Below are 21,617 nucleotides of genomic sequence, written 5' to 3' on the forward strand. Positions count from 1 at the left end.
TATAGTCAGAAAAGGAGAAGATAAATGGCAGGTTCAAAGACAGTGAAAAAGACTGCAGAATATACTAAGAGATTTGATGAGAGATATGACGAGCTCAAGTGGCTATACTGTGAGCTCTATAACAACAATATGGAGGCATTTGACTGGCTGTGTGATTCTCTGTATGGTTATTATCAGGAGAGGAATGCTGATCTCAAGAAGCTGGACAGAAGCCGTGTCAAGAATCCGGATTGGTACAAGCAGAATGATCTGCTGGGTATGATGATGTACACAAATGCATTCGCGGGAACTCTCAAGGGTGTAAAAGAAAAGCTTCCATATGTGAAGTCATGTGGTGTGAATTATCTTCATTTTATGCCACTGCTGGAAAGCCCTAAGGGCAGAGATGACGGCGGATATGCTGTTGCGGATTTCAGAAAGGTAAAGCCTGAGCTTGGAACCATGGAGGATCTGGAGGACCTCACTGCAGAGTGCCACAGACAGGGTATAAGCTGTTGTCTGGACTTTGTGATGAACCATACAAGCGAGGATCATGAGTGGGCAAGGGCAGCGAGACAGGGGGATCCTGTCGCGAGATCCAGATATTTCTTCTATGATGACTGGTTTGTTCCTAATATTTACGAGGAGACCGTGCCTGAGGTATTCCCAACTACGGCGCCTGGTAACTTCACATGGATAAATGACTGCAATCAGGTGGTCATGACTACATTTTACCCATACCAGTGGGATCTGAACTATGCAAATCCTATGGTGTTCAACGACATGGTAGGCAACATGCTGTACATGGCAAATAGAGGTATAGACGTCATAAGACTTGACGCAGTTCCATATATATGGAAGCAGATAGGCACAAACTGCCGTAACCTGCCGCAGGTTCACACTCTTGTCCGTATGATGAGGATAATCAGTGAGATAGTATGTCCGGGAGTTCTTCTTCTCGGAGAGGTCGTTATGGAGCCTTCCAAGGTAGTTCCATACTTTGGAACAGTTGACAAGCCAGAGTGCCATATGCTCTACAACGTGACAACCATGGCATCCACATGGAACACGATAGCCACAAAGAATGTGGGACTCTTAAAGCGCCAGATGGATCAGGTGTGTGCACTTCCAAAGGATTATGTGTTCCTGAATTACCTCAGATGCCACGATGATATCGGCTGGGGGCTTGACTATGACTGGCTGGCACAGTTCGGCATAGATGAGGTGGCACACAAGAAGTTCCTGAACGACTATTTTACAGGAAGGGGATACAACAGTGATTCCAGAGGCGAGCTCTATAACGATGATCCTAGACTTGGAGATGCCCGTCTGTGTGGAACAACAGCGTCCCTGTCAGGCCTTGAGGCTGGACAGTACGAGGCAAATGCAGACAAGATCGACCAGGCTGTTGCCTGCGATCTCATGCTTCATGGATACCTGCTGGCACAGAGTGGAATTCCGGTTCTGTACAGCGGTGATGAGATAGGTCAGACAAACGATTATACGTATAAGAATGATCCGGACAAATGGGCGGATAGCAGATACCTCCACAGAGGAAACTTCCCGTGGGATAAGGTTGAGAAAAAGGATCCTGTTGCCATGAAGATATTTGATGCGCTGCGCCACATGGAGGATATCAGGGCATCGCATGATGTATTTTCATGTAATGCAAATGTATACACCATAGAGACAGGATGTGCAAGCGTTCTTGGTATAGTGAGGGAATATGCAGGACATGAGCTGAGGGCATTCTTCAACTTCAGCAATATGGATCAGCTCATCTGGACCATGCCTGAGGATCAGGCTGACATATACACAGATCTCATATCAGGCAAGACCCTCCGTGAGCTTGGAGCAGTCATGCCTAGATATGGATGCTGGTGGTTCTACAGATAGTTATTCGGAATCTTTTTTATAGAACATAAGAAGAGTATTTTTGATAGAAGGCTTAAAGACTGTGTTATGGTCATAGCCTTCTATTTTTTCGTAGGTTAGGTTTAAGCCGGAATAATTTCTCTCCTGTAAATCGTTGTAGAAATCCTCGATAGAAGATATGAAGTTTTTATCCTCATTTGCACCTACGGTTACATAGACATTTGCATTCAGAGTCTGTGTTCTGCTGTAATATTCATCTTCGTATGTAGACATAAATTTACCGTCAGTATTTGCCCACATGGAAGGACTGCCAATATAATAATTTGTAAATGTATTTTTCCCTATAGTGTCATTATGAAACAGAGCGTAGTAAGCCCAGTATCCACCCAGGGAATGTCCTGTGAGAGTCATATTTTCAGGGTTTACAGAGTATATTTCTTCCAGATAAGGGATTAGGTTGTCTACAATAAAATGCAGGAATGAATCCGGGTTAGTCTGAAGATCTCTTTTTCTGATGACATCATAATTGTAAGTGTTTGGATACCCTATGCTGACAAGAATAACATCCTGTATCTGACCGGATGTCATAAGAGGTCTGAGTTCAGGGTGATCGCTGAGTCTCCAGACTCCATCGGTCATAACAACCATTGGATATGTGCTTGCTTCGTTATAATCAGGTGGAAGAGATATATGGACAACAAAAGTGTCATCTATCTCAGCATCATAAATGGATAATTCGTTGATATAGTCCGCACAGGCGGGATCAAGTGTTGTCACCTCGTTATAATACATGTGATCGGGAGAGAGTTTTCCCATGGTTATGCTGGCACGTTCCTCCGGGAGTAAACCTGTTGGAGTTGGTGCTTCTGTAGTAATCGCCTCAGTAGTAATTTCTTCTGTCGTAATTTCCTCAGTTGTGATTTCTTTGACAGAGGTTTCGCTTGTTGCTGCTTCTTCGATTGCCGTATTTTCGGATGAAGAATAGCTGGTGACCGATTTGGTGACAGTAGAGTCGTTCTTAGATGCTGACGAGTGTTGACACCCGGTGACAACTAATATAATGGCTATGCTGAATGTGGTCAAAATGGTTAATTCCTTTTTCATAAAGGCCTCCTTTGATTGTATTTAGTAATTATCATATAAATGAGAAATACTATAAAAACAATATCACAGGAGTTGCATTATGACCTGTCAGCAATGGTTAAACTTTGTCGGGACGGATTTGTAGGAGAAGGTAATTTTGTTCCTTTTCTAATGATACATTGCTGCACTCTAAGGTTACGTCAGGCACTATGTTATAATGAGAAAATGGTAGAAATTCTGTGTAAATTTTATACCAAAGTGACTGCTGTCCGGCAGGAGTAGTATCTGAACAGTCAAAACAGATCCATTCGCCGTCAGGAATGTTTGTTATCGAATAATCGGATATATTTAATCCGGAAATTTCTTGTTTTGTGATCATTCGTCCAAATGTGTAATTAAAGCATGAAATTTCATTATCGAACTTATCAATATTTATAAAATCATTTGATCTGTAACCGAATAAGCAGTTATTTGGTTTTTCATCAGTGGATTTAATTTCCATTAGTTTATCCCAGCTTTGACTGCAGCATTCTCTTGTAAATTTTGGAATCAGAACATTATTTTTCGCGGTATCGAAGCTTGTGAAAACCCTGGAATAACCGGCAATACACATGTTGTTGATCTCAATGATTCTGTAATTGAGCATAGACCCCCCGTCTGCTGTGACCCTTAATACAATCCGGGTGAAATTACGGAGGCCTGATTTGTTATTTCGAACATAAGATGGAGAGTTCCCATGAAATCGTGTGAAAGCCTTCGTGAAGCTTTCGGGTGTGTCATATCCGTATTCAAGTGCAATATCAGTCACCGTGCGGTTGGAGGAAATGAGTTCTTCTCCAGCCAGGGAAAGCCGGCGGTTTCTGATATATTCCCCTATAGTATATCCTGTGATTAGATGAAATACTTTCCTGAAGTTGTCGGGAGAAGAGTACGCCTGCCTGGCTATTGTATTTTGGTCTAATAATTCACCGTCAATAAGGTGAGTCTCAATATAATCAATTGCGTTAATAAGTCCTTCGGTCCAATTCAAATGGTTTTCTACCTCCATGTAATGTATGTATATCACTATAGCACATATTTGTAGTAAATTGTTATAATGGACATATGAAAGTCATATCGGTTTGTTAATATGCAGGTCAAGGAGGTGATGATGTGGAGAGAAACGACATAGAGGCGTCAATAAATGCCGCATATGCAGAAAATAATTCGGAGACTTCAAGAAAGGAAATGTTCGCTCTGAACAAGATATTGTTGGTGGAGGATGATATACACATAAGTGAGGTCATACATGACTACTTTGTCAGAGAGAGTGGAGGTCAGATGTATGTCGAGGTGGCGTATAATGGCGATGACGGATTGGACAGTTTCAGGATGGAGACATTTGATCTTGTGCTGCTTGATATCATGCTGCCGGGGCTGGATGGTTTTGCGGTGTGTCGTGAGATGCGCAGACACAGTATGGTTCCGATATTATTTCTGACGGCCAGAGATTCCGAACGGGATATTATGCTGGGCTATGATCTTGGCTGTGATGACTACATAGTGAAACCATTTTCACTTGCAACTCTGTATGCCAAGTGCAAGGCGCTTATCAAGAGATCCAAGGGGGCTGACAGCAATGGAGAGCTGGTATGTGGAGCGATAAGCATGAATCCGTCAAGGTATATGACGAAGGTAAATGGCGTGGAGGTCGATCTTGCACCAAAGGAGTTTGCTCTTCTGAAGATACTTCTTGAGAATAAGGGAAAGGTTATCACAAGAGAAAGACTGCTCGTTGATATCTGGGGTTATGATTATGAAGGAAGCGACAGATGCGTGGATAATCATGTAAGAAAGCTCCGGGCAGGTATAGGCAGTGCAGGAAAGCAGATAAAGACTGTGATAGGCAAGGGGTATCAGGTGAAAGAAATATAATTTATATCAGGCAAGAAATGATGATAAAAATGTCTGTATTAGAAAGCCTGGATTAGAATGTAAAAAGGGAGAAAAACGATATGACTGATAAAAAGAATAACAATAAGAAATATACATCGGCAGTAAGACGTGAGCTTAAGCGTATAGTGAGGCGAAAACTTTGGCGCGGGTTTCTGGTTGCAGGAGTTATGGTTATGCTGATCATCATAGCCGCACTTGGTTTATTGACTATAGTCAATTACAACCAGAGATCAGGATTTGACAATGATGTGAGAACAGTGTGCAATGGAATGTACAGAGTGATAAAAGATGGTGAGAGTGATCAGGAAATACGGGAAGATATAGAGGGGATACTCAGCAAATGCAATACACCTTATTTTGTATCAAAGGTTTACAGATATGACGATGGGGTTAAGCTGTCAGGACAGGATGCATGGCTTGAGGATGATGCTGAGTTTGAGGAAGATGCTGCATATGAGGATGACGCTGAGCTTGAGGATGAAGATAACAGCTCAGATACAGGCTCAGGGGATGATGATTTTCAGCCGGGAGACAGATTTGTTGAAAATGGTGTAACCTATGAGTGGATATCCACGGATGAAGGTATAACAGCTGTCAAAGTTCAGTCAGAAGATCAGGTATATGAAGATATAAGATCGGTTTCGGAGATATACCATGACTTTGTTGCGCAGGGGAAAGACAATGTGGATTTTGTAAATATGGAAAAACAGTATGAGAGCTCAAGAGCATATTTGAATGATGTATTTGAGAGGGAAGGGATGGACACCAATACAGATTATGAAGAGGACATATCCTGGAGAGGATATTACTACAGAGGCAGAACTGTGACTGTTGGTGGAAACGATTATTATGTTGCAGCTGCGATGTACGAGGATCCATTTACAAGATCTGAGATGGGGCTGTTTCGTATCATTATATATATGACGCCATTAGTTCTTCTGTGCTATGTGATAACGGCGGTGATATCCTACAGGAAAAAGAAAAAAGAGATCATTGAGGATGAGACCCGCAGAAATATCATTGCAGCTATAGCACATGATGTGAGAGGCCCGGTTACCGCCATATCAGGATATGCGGAGAACCTGCAGCAGATAGTTCATGATGCTGAATCAAGGCATTACACGGCCTCTATACTGGATAATGTTTCATATATCAATGAGATGATAACCGGTATGCTCTCATACATCAGGCTGGAAAACACACTGACTATTAAGAATGACAATGTGGATATGGCGGCGCTTGCCAGACAGGTTACAGACAGGTATACAGGTGAACTGGAGAACAGGAATATAGAGTGCGAAATCGCCGGTCATGCTGAGATACGCGCCGATGCAAGACTCATGGATATCATGCTGGATAATCTGATCATGAATACGGTAAAGTATGCGTCAGACAACAGCATTGTAAATATTGATATTGGTGTGGGCAGACTGGTCATATCAAATGATATGGATGGTGAGATAGACTGTGATCCCCCTGAGTTATGGGAGCCTATGAAAAAAGGCAATTCCGCCAGGACCGGACATACAGGAAATGGTCTGGGGCTGTCAATAGTGAAGAAAATACTTGACCTGTCAGGTTTTACCGGGGATATAGCCATGGAAGATGGAAAGTTTGTGGTTACGATCATCTGGAGTAAATAGACACAGATAATGTGTATTGAATAATAAAACGTATAATAACATATTTGACAGAAGTTATATAGATAAGAGGAGGCTGTCCGGCGTAAAATGGACAGCTAGTGTTCAGAGATGATGAACTGGTTCAGAACTATGTACTCGATATAAGCGGTGCAAAGAACATGACCTCAGATGAAAAATATGCAGTCCTTTCCAGTGTGAAACTGAAGGATGGAACAATGCTTACAGATATCGTCGAATCGGGAGACGAAAATACAAACACAGCCGGAGAATACGAACTTCTGTTCACCACAGACCGCATGTTGGATGTAAGTCAGGTAGAAAGCCTGCTGTTCTGGAAAAATGCAGGCGAAGATGCGCAATACACTTTCAATGATTTCTATGAGGTTCCATTTAACTGATATTTTTCTTTGGTGTAAAATAGCACGATAGTGCCATTGACTGAGAGTTACCATTTCTTGCTATGAAGTATGCGATGCCATTATTGTGTGATTATACACTTGCATGTAAAGAATACAAAACAACTAGAAAATCCGTATATTACAATATGCAACAATCAGCAGTTAAGAACTAAATTAAAAGATAAGATTTGATGTTCTAAGAATTACAATATATTCAAGAACAGAAAGAAATCCAGTCCAGTATATATTACGATCGGTAGTGTAGTCGACTGAGTTTCAGCGCTTCTTGCTAAGGCGAAGCACGCAACGCCCTTATCGCGTGCGTAGCCGCATGCAGATAGAAGCAAGCGGAAACGAAGGAAGACAAACGTGATCGTATATATACTGGACTGGATTTCTTTCGTCCGTTTGTTAATATTTAATTCTTAGAACATCTATACAACAGATCCTCCCAACGACGGTCAACCTCCTGCTGATACTGAACGAGGAGATGCTCGTTCTCAGGCTTGAACAGGTGCTTGAACCTTCCCTGTGTTCTCAGGAAATCCTCGATAGGAAGCTTCTTCTTAGGAGAGTAGGAGAGGATCCATTTGCCCTCGATAACCTCGAACAGAGGCCAGTAACATGTCTCAACTGCCAGCTTGCAGATGTCCATGATCTTCTCTGTAGGGTATCTCCATCCTCTAGGACATGGTGACATGACATTGAGGAAAGCTGCGCCAGGTGTGTAGATAGCCTTCTCAGCCTTCTCGTAGAGATCACGCATGTTGCCGAGAAGAGTAGACTGTCCAACATATGGGATGTCGTGTGCAGCCATGACCTGGGCGAGATCCTTTCTGTTCTGCATCTTACCATTTGACTGTGAGCCTACTGGTGTGGTTGTTGTGTCAGCATACATAGGAGTAGCTGATGAACGCTGGATACCGGTGTTCATGTATGCGCCATTGTCGTAGCACACATATACCATGTCATGTCCACGCTCCATGGCACCTGACAGTGACTGAAGTCCGATATCATAAGTTCCGCCATCACCGCCAAATGTGATGAATTTGTATGTGTCATCTATCTTGCCTTTTTTCTTTAGAACGTTGTACGCTGTCTCAACACCGGAGAGGGTAGCGCCTGCGTTCTCAAATGCATTGTGTATGTAGCTGTCCTCGTATGCTGTGTAAGGATACATAAAGGTTGAAACCTCAAGACATCCTGTGGCGTTTCCGATGACCGCCTTGTCGCCCTCGTGAAGGGCGCGGAGTACAGTTCTGACAGTGATAGTACCACCGCAGCCTGCACACATTCTATGACCTGGAGCAAGACGCTCAGGCTTGTTCATTACTTCTTTAAAATTATATGCCATTTCATCTTACCTCCTACTGTCTAAGTCCTATGTACTGATACTGAGGGATCTCAGCACCGTTCTCGATCATGTCCTCAAGCTGTGCAAATACGCCTCTTGCGCTCTCCACAGTGTAGTCACGACCACCGAGACCGTAGATGTAGCTGACAGCCTTTGTGGTTGCCTGAATGTCATACAGGTGCTCCTTAACCTCCGCTGAGAGAGGACCGCCGCCTGCTCTGAACCCTTCAGATCTGTCAAGTATAGCGACAGCCTTGGTGTTGGCGAGAGCTTTTGCAATCTCCTCGCCAGGGAATGGTCTGAACACTCTGATCTTCAGAAGACCGACCTTCTTGCCCTCATTTCTCAGCTCATCTATAGCTTCCTTTGTTGTTCCGGCAGCAGAGCCGATCATAACGATGGCGTAGTCGGCATCGTCAAGTCTGTATTCCTCAAAGAAACCGTAGTGACGGCCTGTCATATCCTCGAATTCCTTTGCAACATCCAGAATAACCTGCTTTGCATTCTTCATGGCAGTATTCTGAGCCATCTTAGTCTCCATATAATAAGGAGATGTGGCGTAAGGACCGACAGCCATAGGCATCTCAGGGTTTAACAGATACTGCTCAGGGTTGTACTCACCTACAAACTTCTTTACGAGATCATCCTCGATGAGGGTGATGTTCTCAACGGCATGGCTTGTGATGAAGCCATCCTGACATATCATGATAGGAAGTCTGACATCCTTGTGCTCAGATATTCTGTATGCCTGAACAAAGTTGTCATATGCCTCCTGGTTGTTCTCTGCGTATATCTGAAGCCAACCTGTATCACGTGCGCCCATACTGTCTGAGTGGTCGCAGTTGATGTTGATAGGACCGGAGAGTGCTCTGTTTACAAGTGCGAGGGCAAGTGGAAGACGATTGGACGCTGCCACATAGAGCTCCTCCCACATGAGAGCCATACCACATGATGATGTGGCTGTGAGTGTACGGCAGCCGGCAGCCTCTGCGCCGATCGCTGCACTCATGGCACTGTGCTCACTCTCTACCGGGATAAATTCTGTATCGATCTCTCCATTGGAGATAAATGTTGAAACGAACTGAGGTATCTCAGTTGAAGGTGTTATAGGGAATGCAGGCATAACATCCGGATTGATCTGCTTTATAGCATGTGCCACAGCCTCATTTCCTGAAAGACGTTCTCTTATAGCCATTTATTTGCCCTCCTTCATAGTGATTGCTCCGAATTTGCACTGGTATGCGCATATACCGCAGCCCTTGCAGTGATCCAGGTCAAATGCGAGACGCTTGCCTGATACTACCGGAATGCATGAATCCGGGCAGACAGGTGCGCACAGAAGACAGTGTACGCATTTGCTCTCGTCGAGGACAGGGGTTGAAGTCCTCCACTCACCTGTGTTAAAAGCCTTGGAAGTACCACCGCCGTATACGTGGTTTCCAGGTGTGAGTTCTGTCCATTTGCTGTTGTCATGTATCTTGCTTATATCTGTTCTCATTACTTCATTACCTCCCTGAAAGCGAGCTTTAATGCTTCCATGTTGCCATCGATAACCTCTGGTTTCTTGGCAAATTTGTGCTGATATGACTGTCTCATATCTTCGAGGAAAGGTCCCTCCTCCATGATTCCGCTGACAGCAACGATGGCTGCAAGCATAGGAGAGTTAGGAAAATTCTTGCCGAGAGTCTTCATGGAGATCTCCTTGGCATCAAGTGTGTATACCCTGCCCTTGTAACCCTTGAGCAGTGGACGAACCTCGTCCGGAGTCTTAGGTGTATTTATAATGATGGCGCCATCCTCGGCGAGACCTGCAGTCACATGTACAGGTTCGATCAGAGATTCGTCTACAACAACCACATACTGTGGTTCGTAAATGTTGGAATGTACTCTGATAGGTTCACTGCTGATCCTGTTGTAAGCAGTGATAGGTGCGCCCATTCTCTCTGGACCATACTCAGGAAATCCCTGAACATATTTACCTGTTTTGAATGCCACATCTGCGAGGAGCAGGGCAGCAGTCTTGGCACCCTGACCACCACGTCCGTGCCATCTGATTTCAATAGTATCTTTCACTTTTACATCTCCTGTCAAAAATTTCTCATTAAGTTCTATTTAATTCCATTTAATATGAAAAAATAATCCTTTTGATTATACCATTTATAAACAATAAGTAAAGAATAAAATTAAGGATATATGGTGGAATACAGAAAAAATTAACGAATAATGAGGAATATACCTGAAAATGTTAGATGGCAGTGGGTTACACAACATAAAATCTTAAACAATAGGGAAAAAATGATAAAAATACTGCATGTGTATATATGAAAGAGATCATTATCAACAAAAAAGACAGATATGGGATCAGTCCATAGCTGTCTTAAAAGGCCATAAAAGTGATATTTACAATCTTACAAGAAAATGTATACAAGTCTGTCCGTCTGCTGTCTGATTGTCGAGAAGGATCTCACCGTCATATTTTTTAGTGAGTTGTTTTAACTTATAAAGACCTATTCCCCTTGAATATCTGCCGTCCTTCAGCGGCTTTGTGGAGTAGCCTTTGGTGAAGAAATCCTTTCGCATTACTGAGGTGAGAGTAGGACCTGCATTGAGGGTCTCAATGGATGTCTTCGTTCCGTCTGAGTCGATCACTATCTCTATATGTCCTCCATCCTCGGTGGCATCAAATGCATTGTCCACCAGAATACTCATCGTATCCAGAAGTTCGAATTCAGCAGCCTTTGATGTGAGAGTTGAATTCTTGACATTTATATTGAGATCTATATTTCGTTCCTGAGCAAGGTTCATCTTGCTGAACAGGAATCCTGCAATCAGTTTCATGTTGATCCTCAGAAGGTAGGAATTTTTTATAACATGATCGCTGCATGAAGTATCAAGTTCCTTTGCCAGAGCGGTAGAGAGTGATTCATAATCGGTGTAGCTGATCGGCAGCATGCTTATTGCCTGAAGTTCGTTGTTGTAATCGTGCTGTCTCATTCTAACCTGATCAATAAGCTCCTCTATAATAGGAAGATACTGTTCATAAGACTGCAGCTGCTTCTGGGACTCCCTGAGACTCATGTAGTTCTTGTACATTCCGGCGTACAGGATGAGTATAAGAATAACTATAAACAGGAAAGTCATAAACACATTCATGAAATCTTTAGGTGATATACGCTGGTATAAAACCATGGAGACCATGAGGGCAAATACAGCGAGTATTATATTCCTGAAAACCTGGTTTTTTATGATGAGGGTTTCATACAGCTTATCCAGGTGCCCGAATTTGTACAGCAAAATAGCTATCACAAAAGCCATAGCTTCAGTTATATATGTTGAAGCATTGGTGAAAGGGTTGTCTGTGAATTGCATGATGACAACCATCTGTATAAGGTTCAGCACTGTCATGATTATAAGAGCTATTGCGTAGCCCGTTATGATCTTCATTGGCGGATAACGGAAGACCAGGGAGTAGAATACAAAGCAGTAGATGTATGTTATCAGTGTGAATATGAACATGGAGTCTGTAACTGTGGCAATCAGAGAGACTGGTAAAGTCAGCAGAAGCAAAGGTGGAAGTCTCCTTGCTATCTGGGAAAATTTTACATTGTATATCGCCATCATGAATATTAAAAATACAAAGGTATCAAGCAATATCTTGGAAAGAAAGTTAAAATATGCAGCCATTTTATCTGTACTCCTGGTAAGTTTCTATAATAGTTTTATATTTGCGTCCAACCGGTATGGACTCCTGAGTCAGCTTTAGCTTTATAAGTGAATTGGATCTGTCATAACTCTGTATGTAGTTGGGATTGAAGTAATAGCTTTTGTGGCATCTTACCAGAGAAGCATCACCGGCATCCTGCAAAATTGACTCGAAGGTCGGGTTGGTGACGATAAAATCGCCGTCGGATGTGAAAATGTGCTTGTGGTGGCCGGATGCACATACATAAATTATTTCATCCATGCTTATATGGAAAAGTATTCCCTGGATATCCTTTACGCGGATCCTTGATGTCTGGTCGTCAGGCTGTGTGAGCACCGAGTTGATACCTCCTACGACATCGATTCTGTCATAAGGCTTTGAGAAATAATACTGGCAATGATACTTGTTGATGACATCAAGGTTTGGAACGGTGATATCGGTGATGAAGATGACAGGTGTGTCACTGTATTTGGGAATTCTTCGGAGATAACCACATACATCCAATCCGGTCTTCCCTCCACCGAGATCAATGTCCAGTAAAAAGATATCAATATCAAATGAATCTATTATTGTTATGGCATCGTTGTAAGTTGATGCAGTGTTGACAACAGCGTCTGCGTACTCTTCTTCAATTATATATTTTAAGCCGGTAAGCTGGATATTGTCATCCTCAACAATCAGAAAATTCATAATCAAACACTCCTGTGAAAAATTGATAGATAAACAAAACTCTTAAATTATTAACATATCAGGAACATTCTATCATACAAATGGGAATTTCTACAATAGGTATAATTAAAGTATATGTGTGTTGTACACGAAAATTTATGTCGTTCAGGTTGTTATACGCGTCGTTTGTGTCGATTTTTGCCAAAACTATTGGAAAAATTATACAAATAGTATAGTGTATGTAACAGAGGATAATTAACTCTGAGGGGAGATTGATTATATAGTGTCAGATAGGATGTATCAGGTACAGGTATTTCGGTTAAGGGTATCTGTACAGTATATTCAATTTGATGCATAGGATCTGCCATATGTGCCTGAGCATGTATGGCAGATTTTTTGCGTTAAGCTGTAATATAATACTATTTAAAATTTGAAAATAATATGGTATGATGTAGAGAAACATGGGGGTTTGTATACATCTGTGTGCAATTCCATAAATGACAAAAAGCTATTACCAGGAGGAAGAGTATGATTAAATTATTTGACAACGGTGCTTATCTGTTACATGGTACAGAGCTGGTTGAGGATAATGCTGAGGCAGGTGCGGTTCTCGCATCAAAGCTTGGCAGTGCTCCATCAAAGGAAGAGGCATCAAAGAACACACTTGCTTACGGAATATTGGCTAAGCATAACACATCTGACAATATGGAGAATCTTAAGATCAAATTCGATAAGATGACTTCACATGATATAACATTTGTAGGAATCATCCAGACAGCAAGAGCATCAGGTCTTAAGGAGTTCCCTATACCATATGTACTTACAAACTGTCACAACTCACTGTGTGCCGTAGGTGGAACCATCAATGAGGATGACCATATGTTTGGCCTCTCATGTGCGAAGAAGTATGGCGGCGTGTATGTACCACCTCATCAGGCGGTCATCCATCAGTTTGCAAGAGAGATGCTGGCAGAGTGTGGCGCCATGATACTTGGATCAGACTCACATACACGTTACGGTGCTCTTGGTACTATGGCTATTGGAGAGGGCGGCGGTGAGCTCGCAAAGCAGCTCCTGTGTAAGACATACGATGTTGCAAAGCCGGGCGTTATCGCAATCTATCTCGACGGAGAGGTACAGAAGGGGGTTGGTCCTCAGGATGTGGCACTTGCCATCATCGGAGCAACATTTGGCTGCGGATATGTCAAGAATAAGGTCATGGAGTTCGTTGGTCCTGGTGTTGACAAGCTCTCAGCAGATTTCCGTATCGGTATTGATGTTATGACAACAGAGACAACATGTCTGTCATCAATATGGAAGACAGATGACAAGATAAAGGATTGGTATGACATTCACGGAAGAAGTGAGGCATACAAGGAGATGAATCCTGGCGATGTGGCTTACTATGACGGAGTCGTATATGTAGATCTGTCAACAGTTAAGCCAATGATAGCTATGCCATTCCACCCAAGCAACACATACACCATCGACGAGCTGAATGCCAACCTCATGGATATCCTTGATGATGTTGAGAAGCGTGCACTTGTAAGCCTTGACGGCAAGGTCGACTTCACACTCAAGGATAAGGTAAGAGATGGCAAGCTGTATGTTGAGCAGGGAATCATCGCCGGATGTGCCGGTGGTGGATATGAGAATATCTGCGATGCGGCTGATATCCTCAGAGGCAAGAGCATAGGCGCTGACGAGTTCACACTGTCAGTATATCCTGCAAGTACACCTATATATATGCAGCTTGCAAAGAACGGTGTTCTGGCTGATCTCATCGAGACAGGTTCTATCGTTAAGACAGCATTTTGTGGACCTTGCTTTGGTGCCGGTGATACACCTGCCAACAATGCATTCTCCATCAGACATTCAACAAGAAACTTCCCTAACAGAGAGGGTTCAAAGATACAGAATGGTCAGATCTCATCTGTTGCGCTTATGGATGCGCGTTCTATCGCAGCAACTGCAGCCAACAAGGGATATCTGACATCAGCAACAGACCTTGCAGATATAGAGTACACACATCCAAAGTATTTCTTCGACAAGGCTATATACGACAGAAGAGTTTACAATGGTGTTGGAAAGGCTGATCCTTCGGTTGAGATCAAGTTTGGTCCAAACATCAAGGACTGGCCTGAGATGGTTCCTCTTACAGACAACCTTCTCCTCAAGGTGGCATCAGTTATACATGATCCTGTAACAACAACAGATGAGCTTATCCCATCAGGAGAGACTTCATCATACAGATCAAATCCTCTTGGACTTGCAGAGTTCACTCTGTCAAGAAAGGATCCTGAGTACGTTGGAAGAGCGAAGGCTATCCAGGCTGTAGAGAAGGTTCGTGAGGCAGGTGAGTGCATGGGTAAGGCATTCCCAGAGGTCAAGGAAGTTATGCATGCCATCAAGGAGAAGTTTGAGGACATATGCGGAAGCAACACAGGTGTTGGAAGTACCATTTATGCTGTTAAGCCAGGTGACGGTTCAGCCCGTGAGCAGGCTGCATCATGCCAGAAGGTTCTCGGTGGATGGGCAAACATTGCAAAGGAGTACGCTACAAAGAGATACAGATCAAACCTTATCAACTGGGGTATGCTTCCATTTGTGATCGATAAGGATTTTGACTTTGACAATGACGATTATGTATTCATCCCAGGAATCAAGGATGCTGTGAAGAACAAGACAGAGGTCATCAAGGCTTATGTTGTGAACAAGGATTTTGCTGAGATAGAGCTGAGACTTGGAGAACTCACAGACGATGAGAGACAGATCATAACAGATGGCTGCCTCATCAATTACTACAAGTACAACTAAATGATATATATGGTGCCGAGTGCGCCATGTATGTACATTTGAATATAATGTATATACGACGATATAACAGGCATCATCATGGGCGCTTTAGTGCGGCTTGGTGGTGCCTGTTGCTTTCATATAGCCAGTGTGATCATGATGTGATAATCCACGATGTCAAAAAGAAACGGATTTACAACATGGCGGGTTTATGAAGACAAAAATAAAATACAGGAGGTATTTACAATGGGAAAATCAGAGCTGGAAAAGATGCACACATGTGAGCTTTATCTTCCGGGCGATGAGGATATCGCCAGAGAGCAGATAAAGTGTCTGGACAGATTATATGACTTCAATATGACCAGACCAACAGAGATGGTCAAGCGTCAGCAGATGCTCAAGGAGATGTTTGAGGAGATAGGAGACAACTGCTATATAGAGCCACCACTCCATGCAAACTGGGGCGGCAAATTTGTTCACTGGGGCAGCAATATATATGCGAATTTCAACCTTACAATGGTGGATGACACACATATTTACGTTGGTGACTACACCATGTTTGGTCCGAATGTCACACTGGCTACGGCGGGACATCCGATAGACGCAGAACTCAGAAAACAGGGATATCAGTACAATGCACCTATAACAATAGGCAAGAACTGCTGGATAGGTGCAGGAGTTACGATACTTCCGGGGGTGACTATAGGTGATAACACCGTCATAGGAGCTGGAAGTATGGTCGCAACGGATATACCATCAAATGTAGTGGCTGTCGGAAACCCGTGTAAGGTTCTTCGAGAGGTAAATGAGCGTGACGCAAAGTACTATTTCAAAGATCACAGAATCGACTTCTTCCAGTACAACAACGTAAGCAAGAATGACTGATGAGGTGGATAATTGAAGGTTACATGCAAAAGCTGCGGTAAAAAATTTTACCCCGAAAAGACAGGGCATATGTGTCCGAGATGCGGTTCATGGTATGTGGAGAAAAACATAGATGGGCAGTTTGAAAGCGGAGCAGCTCCGGCAGATGCCGGAGATCACAATCAGGATCAGACATCCCATATTGAAGACAAGAATAAACAGTATGGAAATGTGCACAGCGAGTGGTTCAAGAAGAAAGAAAAAGATGTACTCGATAATGAAAAGAGACTGGAAAAAGTCAGCATGATAATTATCATTGTATTTTCCCTGATAATATGTCTGGGGACCGTTTATTCGGCGCTCACGTCAGATCATGACAAAAGTCTTGGGTTTGATGAAGAATCAGAAGGCGAATATGAGGATACAAATGATGAAATATACAGTGGCGATGGGAATTATTATGTTGATAGTATCCCAGTCAAAGGATATGCATTTGGAGACAAGATGGTGAATGTGGATCCTGTTGGAAATACGGCGTGGTTAACGATCAATTCAGTGGAGCCGATAGAGCTGGAAGATGCCGATGTTCCCGAAGGATATGTGGTATACGATATGGAATATGAGATGGATGCTACGGACGATGGGAGTTCAGATGCAGAGGGTATGCCAGACGGAAGAGATTATTTTGATGTATATCTCAGATCAAAATCTTGTATGATGTTGGAACCTATGAGTCAGGAGGACATAGACATTTTGATGTCATATGATGGATATGCAGATGCCAATGACATATCAGAAGTAGTGGATGCTGACCATGGACATATGTACTTTATGGTCAGGTCAGATGATTATGGGTATATGGTTGTATACTGTCAGAATGATGATCCTGAATCACCAGAAGGTCAGTCTACTCCTACAAATATTATGTATGTGGTAGGCGAAAAGGCTGATGCGTCGGTTTGGTATGATGTGAGTAAGCTTGACACTCCTAAGGGAAAGTTATACAAAATATACGATGGAGAGTATGGACAGAAAATTGAGAATGATAAGAAATATACTCTTCCAGGTGGGGCGGAAATTACCACTGATGAGATAAGTTATCTGAGTGAAGTAGAATTTGATTATGACAGTTATGACTATTATCTGGTGAGCGATATACTGTTAAATCACGGCGCAAGGATAGGAAACTTTGACATTGTGGTTATAGATACGGATAGTGATACGGATCCAATTAAGAGAAAGATTTTCTATGGTGAATATACAGATGATGCCCTTACTCCAATGTCTGTGGTGTATCAATATGTTGTGTACGGTATCCCGAAGGGACAGGATAAGATCATAAATGTTACATATGAATTTGGATCAGTGCTGGATGAACTGCAGCATGAGACCACAAGACTTCCGGTTCCGGAACAATAATACTATATATGTTTCTATATATGAAAGACTATTATAATATCCTGAATGATATACATATGAAGTTATAAGAAAAGGCATACATGGACTGTCATGTATGCCTTTTGGGATTCATTATACTTATTATTTTGTTGACCGATGTGTCAATATTGCCAACAGGTTATTTGTATTTGATCTCTTTGCTTACTGCTTTGATATGGCAGCAGTTTCAGTGCTCTTGGCAACCTCTACAATAGAAGAGGTGAGACCTGCGATTCCCTGTATCTCTGATGGGATGATGATCTTGGTAGCCTTGCCGTCTGCAGCCTTTGTAAATGCTTCCAGGCTCTTGAGAGTGATGACCTGATTTGTAGGCATTGACTCATTCAGTGCTCTGATACCATCTGCATTTGCCTGCTGTACAGCGAGTATAGCCTGTGCCTGACCTTCGGCTTCCTTGATAGTTGCTTCCTTCTTAGCCTCAGCACGGAGGATCTGAGAAGCTTTCTCAGCCTCGGCCTCAAGGATGACTGACTGCTTGTTACCTTCTGCGATGAGGATGGCTGACTTCTTCTCACCTTCAGCACGGAGGATCTGCTCACGTCTCTCACGCTCTGCCTTCATCTGCTTCTCCATGGCATCCTGAATAGCTGCAGGAGGGATGATGTTCTTGAGCTCTACTCTGTTGACCTTGATTCCCCAAGGATCAGTAGCCTCGTCAAGTGTTGCTCTCATCTTGGTGTTGATGGTCTCTCTTGATGTAAGTGTCTGGTCAAGCTCAAGATCACCGATGATGTTACGAAGTGTGGTAGCTGTCAGGTTCTCGATGGCCATGATAGGATTCTCAACTCCGTAGCTGAAAAGCTTAGGATCTGTGATCTGGAAGAATACGACTGTGTCGATCCTCATTGTTACGTTATCCTTTGTGATAACCGGCTGTGGAGCGAAGTCAACAACCTGCTCCTTGAGTGTAACCTTCTTGGCTACCTTATCGATAACAGGCATCTTCATGTGAAGTCCAACAGACCATGTTGCCTGATATGTTCCAAGTCTCTCAATTACATAAGCGTGTGCCTGTGGCACGATCTTGATCGTACTGCAAATAATAACGATTACGATCAGACATAAAATGATAATAAGTGAAATTCCTGCTCCGTCCATAATAATCTCCTTAATTAAAAATGTGTGTGTCTTAAGCTGATAAGCCCTTAGCTTTATATTGCCGGCTTTCCTGCCTTTTCTACGATTGCTTTGACTCCGGATATCTCGTCGATCACGACCTCGGTTCCGGTTTCAATGGTATCGCCATGTTTGGATCTTGCTGTCCACTCAACTCCGTTGATCAAGACCTGACCGGTGGACTTGAGATTGTCTATGTCAGCAGATACGATAACGTGTTTGCCGATAAGACTTTCTACGTTTGTCTTTACCAGTTGGTTGTCAAGATGCTTCTTGGCAATCGGTCTTGTCGTGAAGAAAAGAATAGTGGTGACAACAAGAAATGCAACGATCTGTAGTGGCAGCGATCCGCTGAAAAAAGCGATGATCATTGCCACCAGGGCTCCTCCACATGCCCAGATGGTTGTAAGTCCAAGCGATATGATCTCAGCAATGAGACATACGGCAAATATGATAAGCCAGGTTGCAATCTCCCAATTCATATAGAACACCTCCCTTGTTTAGGAAATCCTGGTATGCGATAGTTTTCGCATTTGCCCTTGGCTAGCTCTCATTTTACTAAAAAACAGTAGGGTAAACAACATAAATTTTCTGAACATACTATCCCCTAAAGTGCATTATATGCACGAATTATAAAATTTATGAGATTAAATGATAAATGTATGGTTAATTTTGCGTAAGCTGTATTGAACAGGTTTGGAAAAACTAATATAATAAACACATGCTAAAGAATGGGAGAGAAGAAGTTGGCTGTTAATAATAAGAAGAAAAGAATTCTCAACATAAGTCTGGCGGTCATAGGAATAATCGTTGTCGGACTCCTTTTTAATAAGATACTGGAGCAATGGTCGGGATTTCGTGCGATACTTGACAAGATATCGAGTGCATTTGCACCGATCATAGTGGGTGCAGTCATTGCGTTTCTCATGAACCCGATACTTGTTTTTTTCGACAGATTATTTCATACGATATTCCAGGAGAGAGTCATATCGGATAAGAAAAAATTGTTCAAGGTTTCGAGAACTTTGTCGGTTATTTTAACTACCATAGTGTTCCTTGGAATCATAACCGGAATAGTGTGGCTGGTGGTTCCTCAGCTCTACGACAGTATCAAGCAGCTTGTGGGCAACATGGATACCTATTATTCCAACCTTCAGACGATGGTGGAGAATATAAATGAGAAGTTCCAGAAGCTCAATATACCTGAGGATCAGATCAACAAGTATATGAACAATGCATATCTCAAGGTTCAGGATATGCTGAATACCAAGATCATGCCAAATGTGGACAAGATCGTGGTGAATATAGGAAGTGGAGTGTTCTCAGGTCTTAAGTTCCTATACAATTTCTTCATCGGTATTATCGCTTCGATATATGTGATGGCAAACAAGGAATATCTTGCATCTAGGGGAAAGAAGATCATATATGCGGTATTCAAGGTGAAGAATGCAAATACTATCCTTGACGGACTTTCAGAGATGAACAGGATATTTGGTCAGTTTATTAATGGTAAGATACTTGATTCACTTATCATTGGAATGATCATGTTCATAGTTTCAACGATACTCAATCTGCCATATGCGGTTCTGATAAGTGTTATCGTCGGAGTGACAAATGTCATACCGTTCTTCGGACCTATCATAGGAGCTGTGCCATGTTTCTTCATCGTGCTCATTGCAGATCCTATAAAGAGTCTTGTGCTGCTCATTGTTATACTTGTACTGCAGCAGTTTGATGGCAATATCCTCGGACCGAAGATCATCGGAGATACCACAGGACTTTCAAGCTTCTGGGTGCTCACAGCGGTTATAGTTGGCGGCGGTTTGTTCGGATTCTTTGGAATGCTTCTCGGAGTTCCTGTATTTGCCTGCTGTTACATGTACATCAACAGGACATGCACTGCAAAGCTGCAGGAGAAGAATCTTGCGTTCAAGACATCCGAGTATGAGAAGATCCGCAGGATAGATGAGGAGACGGGAGAGCCGATATATATAACTGAGGAAGAAGAGGATATAAGGTTCAAGAAGAAGACGCCAGAGCAGAAGCTTGCGGAGCGTGAGAACAAAAGGAAGCTCAAGCAGAAGCAGCATATGCTTCAGTACCCATCAGATCTTCCAGATGATGAATATGTGAAGTCTGGCACTGCGCATGCAGATGATCAGTCTCAGAATGATGATGATTCAGATGATGATCCTATCAGTATATTTGATAAATTCATGCATGTTATGAAGAGCGTGGCCAGCAGGGCGGACGCTGAAAAGCTTGCAAATAATATAGTAGGAAGTGATGCAGAGCCTGATAAGGAAGCTGACAGCAAAGATGACGCTGAAGAAGTTGGAAATGGTCAGGCAAAACCGGAGAGTGATAAAAAAATTTCCGGGAATCAGGATAAATAAAACATAATATCAGCACGGGGAAAGCAGATGCTGTCCCTGTCTGACAAAAGAGAAAAGAACAGATTTGCTTTTACACAAATCTGTTCTTTTCTGCATCATATGAATAGTCGATGGATGCGAGCTTACTCTTGATATCATCTGCATTTACACATAGTGAGCTGCAGAGCTCGTCAAGACTTGGATAGTCATCTCTGAGCTTCGTGTTGATGAAGCTGAGAAGCACCATAGGATCCTTTGGAAGTGAAGAGTATTCCATGGTTAAAGTTCCTCCTTGTGGTATATTTGGTCATAATATGCATCGTGTTTATAAATATTATGGTTGAATTAACTGCATAAAATTGGTATATA

19 protein-coding genes are annotated in these 21,617 nt (G+C 42.6%); 8 read left to right on the forward strand and 11 right to left on the reverse strand.

Annotated elements, in window-relative coordinates:
- Window positions 1–24: 24 nt before the first annotated feature.
- Window positions 25–1,875 carry an alpha-amylase family protein gene (locus DW025_RS04640; protein WP_119998947.1) on the forward strand — a complete coding sequence of 617 codons (1,851 nt, stop codon included), beginning with the start codon at window positions 25–27 and terminating at the stop codon, window positions 1,873–1,875.
- Here the strand turns inward: DW025_RS04640 and DW025_RS04645 are convergent, their stop codons facing one another.
- Window positions 1,876–2,958, reverse strand: coding sequence for an alpha/beta hydrolase (locus tag DW025_RS04645; protein ID WP_119998949.1), 1,083 nt, complete (start codon window positions 2,956–2,958; stop codon window positions 1,876–1,878). It lies immediately after the preceding gene.
- Between the two features lie 97 nt (window positions 2,959–3,055).
- On the reverse strand, window positions 3,056–3,967 hold the full coding sequence (locus DW025_RS04650; RefSeq protein ID WP_165854745.1) for an AraC family transcriptional regulator: 912 nt from the start codon (window positions 3,965–3,967) through the stop codon (window positions 3,056–3,058).
- A 122-nt stretch (window positions 3,968–4,089) separates the two neighbouring features.
- Here DW025_RS04650 and DW025_RS04655 point away from each other — a divergent pair, with 122 nt between their 5' ends.
- The 3 genes from DW025_RS04655 to DW025_RS04665 all read left to right on the forward strand — a co-directional run bounded on the left by DW025_RS04655 (window position 4,090) and on the right by DW025_RS04665 (window position 6,913).
- Window positions 4,090–4,851: a response regulator transcription factor gene (locus DW025_RS04655; RefSeq protein WP_243104898.1), complete on the forward strand. Its 762-nt coding sequence runs from the start codon at window positions 4,090–4,092 to the stop codon at window positions 4,849–4,851.
- Window positions 4,852–4,931: 80 nt separating this feature from the next.
- Complete coding sequence (locus tag DW025_RS04660; RefSeq protein WP_117548648.1) at window positions 4,932–6,515, forward strand: sensor histidine kinase; 1,584 nt, start codon at window positions 4,932–4,934, stop codon at window positions 6,513–6,515.
- Window positions 6,516–6,613: 98 nt separating this feature from the next.
- Window positions 6,614–6,913 (forward strand): hypothetical protein, encoded by a 300-nt coding sequence (locus tag DW025_RS04665; RefSeq protein WP_117548649.1) that lies wholly within the window; start codon window positions 6,614–6,616, stop codon window positions 6,911–6,913.
- A 418-nt stretch (window positions 6,914–7,331) separates the two neighbouring features.
- Here DW025_RS04665 and DW025_RS04670 read toward each other — a convergent pair whose 3' ends face one another.
- The 6 genes from DW025_RS04670 to DW025_RS04695 all read right to left on the reverse strand — a co-directional run bounded on the left by DW025_RS04670 (window position 7,332) and on the right by DW025_RS04695 (window position 12,660).
- Window positions 7,332–8,267, reverse strand: a complete 936-nt coding sequence (locus DW025_RS04670) for a thiamine pyrophosphate-dependent enzyme (RefSeq protein WP_004848697.1) — start codon at window positions 8,265–8,267, stop codon at window positions 7,332–7,334.
- 13 nt (window positions 8,268–8,280) lie between these two features.
- The gene (locus tag DW025_RS04675) at window positions 8,281–9,462 is read right to left on the reverse strand and encodes a transketolase C-terminal domain-containing protein (RefSeq protein ID WP_119998953.1); all 1,182 of its coding nucleotides are present in this window, start codon (window positions 9,460–9,462) and stop codon (window positions 8,281–8,283) included.
- Window positions 9,463–9,765, reverse strand: a complete 303-nt coding sequence (locus tag DW025_RS04680; RefSeq protein ID WP_119998955.1) for a 4Fe-4S binding protein — start codon at window positions 9,763–9,765, stop codon at window positions 9,463–9,465.
- Entirely contained in the window at window positions 9,765–10,340 is a 576-nt protein-coding gene (locus DW025_RS04685; protein ID WP_119998957.1) for a 2-oxoacid:acceptor oxidoreductase family protein, read from the reverse strand. Before DW025_RS04685 ends, DW025_RS04680 begins: the two co-directional genes overlap by 1 nt.
- Before the next feature lie 327 nt (window positions 10,341–10,667).
- Window positions 10,668–11,951, reverse strand: coding sequence for a sensor histidine kinase (locus DW025_RS04690; RefSeq protein ID WP_119998959.1), 1,284 nt, complete (start codon window positions 11,949–11,951; stop codon window positions 10,668–10,670).
- A 1-nt stretch (window position 11,952) separates the two neighbouring features.
- Window positions 11,953–12,660 (reverse strand): LytR/AlgR family response regulator transcription factor, encoded by a 708-nt coding sequence (locus DW025_RS04695; RefSeq protein ID WP_117548652.1) that lies wholly within the window; start codon window positions 12,658–12,660, stop codon window positions 11,953–11,955.
- A gap of 507 nt (window positions 12,661–13,167) precedes the next feature.
- Between DW025_RS04695 and DW025_RS04700 the strand changes: the two genes are divergently transcribed.
- The 3 genes from DW025_RS04700 to DW025_RS04710 all read left to right on the forward strand — a co-directional run bounded on the left by DW025_RS04700 (window position 13,168) and on the right by DW025_RS04710 (window position 17,718).
- Window positions 13,168–15,456, forward strand: coding sequence for a hydratase (locus DW025_RS04700; RefSeq protein ID WP_119998961.1), 2,289 nt, complete (start codon window positions 13,168–13,170; stop codon window positions 15,454–15,456).
- Between the two features lie 225 nt (window positions 15,457–15,681).
- Entirely contained in the window at window positions 15,682–16,320 is a 639-nt protein-coding gene (locus DW025_RS04705) for a sugar O-acetyltransferase (RefSeq protein ID WP_119998963.1), read from the forward strand.
- A gap of 12 nt (window positions 16,321–16,332) precedes the next feature.
- A complete protein-coding gene (locus DW025_RS04710; protein WP_119998965.1) occupies window positions 16,333–17,718 on the forward strand; it encodes a hypothetical protein in 1,386 nt (461 codons plus the stop codon).
- A 180-nt stretch (window positions 17,719–17,898) separates the two neighbouring features.
- On the opposite strand, the gene DW025_RS04715 is transcribed toward DW025_RS04710, so the two are convergent.
- Entirely contained in the window at window positions 17,899–18,855 is a 957-nt protein-coding gene (locus DW025_RS04715) for an SPFH domain-containing protein (protein ID WP_055143974.1), read from the reverse strand.
- 53 nt (window positions 18,856–18,908) lie between these two features.
- Window positions 18,909–19,355 (reverse strand): NfeD family protein, encoded by a 447-nt coding sequence (locus DW025_RS04720; protein WP_015533182.1) that lies wholly within the window; start codon window positions 19,353–19,355, stop codon window positions 18,909–18,911.
- A 264-nt stretch (window positions 19,356–19,619) separates the two neighbouring features.
- Here DW025_RS04720 and DW025_RS04725 point away from each other — a divergent pair, with 264 nt between their 5' ends.
- Entirely contained in the window at window positions 19,620–21,269 is a 1,650-nt protein-coding gene (locus tag DW025_RS04725; protein ID WP_243104899.1) for an AI-2E family transporter, read from the forward strand.
- A gap of 70 nt (window positions 21,270–21,339) precedes the next feature.
- Here the strand turns inward: DW025_RS04725 and DW025_RS04730 are convergent, their stop codons facing one another.
- The gene (locus tag DW025_RS04730) at window positions 21,340–21,525 is read right to left on the reverse strand and encodes a DUF4250 domain-containing protein (protein ID WP_015533181.1); all 186 of its coding nucleotides are present in this window, start codon (window positions 21,523–21,525) and stop codon (window positions 21,340–21,342) included.
- Window positions 21,526–21,617 lie beyond the last annotated feature (92 nt).

Source organism: Coprococcus sp. AF38-1 (assembly GCF_003603945.1).
In the GTDB taxonomy this organism is placed as follows: Bacteria; Bacillota; Clostridia; order Lachnospirales; family Lachnospiraceae; genus Coprococcus; species Coprococcus aceti.

Excerpts from the sequence above, each read along its gene's own strand:
- DW025_RS04640 (WP_119998947.1), top strand. The coding sequence starts at position 25 with ATGGCAGGTTCAAAGACAGTGAAAAAGACTGCAGAATATACTAAGAGA.
- DW025_RS04645 (WP_119998949.1), bottom strand. The coding sequence starts at position 2,958 with ATGAAAAAGGAATTAACCATTTTGACCACATTCAGCATAGCCATTATA.
- DW025_RS04660 (WP_117548648.1), top strand. The coding sequence starts at position 4,932 with ATGACTGATAAAAAGAATAACAATAAGAAATATACATCGGCAGTAAGA.
- DW025_RS04670 (WP_004848697.1), bottom strand. The coding sequence starts at position 8,267 with ATGGCATATAATTTTAAAGAAGTAATGAACAAGCCTGAGCGTCTTGCT.
- DW025_RS04675 (WP_119998953.1), bottom strand. The coding sequence starts at position 9,462 with ATGGCTATAAGAGAACGTCTTTCAGGAAATGAGGCTGTGGCACATGCT.
- DW025_RS04680 (WP_119998955.1), bottom strand. The coding sequence starts at position 9,765 with ATGAGAACAGATATAAGCAAGATACATGACAACAGCAAATGGACAGAA.
- DW025_RS04690 (WP_119998959.1), bottom strand. The coding sequence starts at position 11,951 with ATGGCTGCATATTTTAACTTTCTTTCCAAGATATTGCTTGATACCTTT.
- DW025_RS04695 (WP_117548652.1), bottom strand. The coding sequence starts at position 12,660 with ATGAATTTTCTGATTGTTGAGGATGACAATATCCAGCTTACCGGCTTA.
- DW025_RS04700 (WP_119998961.1), top strand. The coding sequence starts at position 13,168 with ATGATTAAATTATTTGACAACGGTGCTTATCTGTTACATGGTACAGAG.
- DW025_RS04705 (WP_119998963.1), top strand. The coding sequence starts at position 15,682 with ATGGGAAAATCAGAGCTGGAAAAGATGCACACATGTGAGCTTTATCTT.
- DW025_RS04715 (WP_055143974.1), bottom strand. The coding sequence starts at position 18,855 with ATGGACGGAGCAGGAATTTCACTTATTATCATTTTATGTCTGATCGTA.
- DW025_RS04720 (WP_015533182.1), bottom strand. The coding sequence starts at position 19,355 with ATGAATTGGGAGATTGCAACCTGGCTTATCATATTTGCCGTATGTCTC.
- DW025_RS04730 (WP_015533181.1), bottom strand. The coding sequence starts at position 21,525 with ATGGAATACTCTTCACTTCCAAAGGATCCTATGGTGCTTCTCAGCTTC.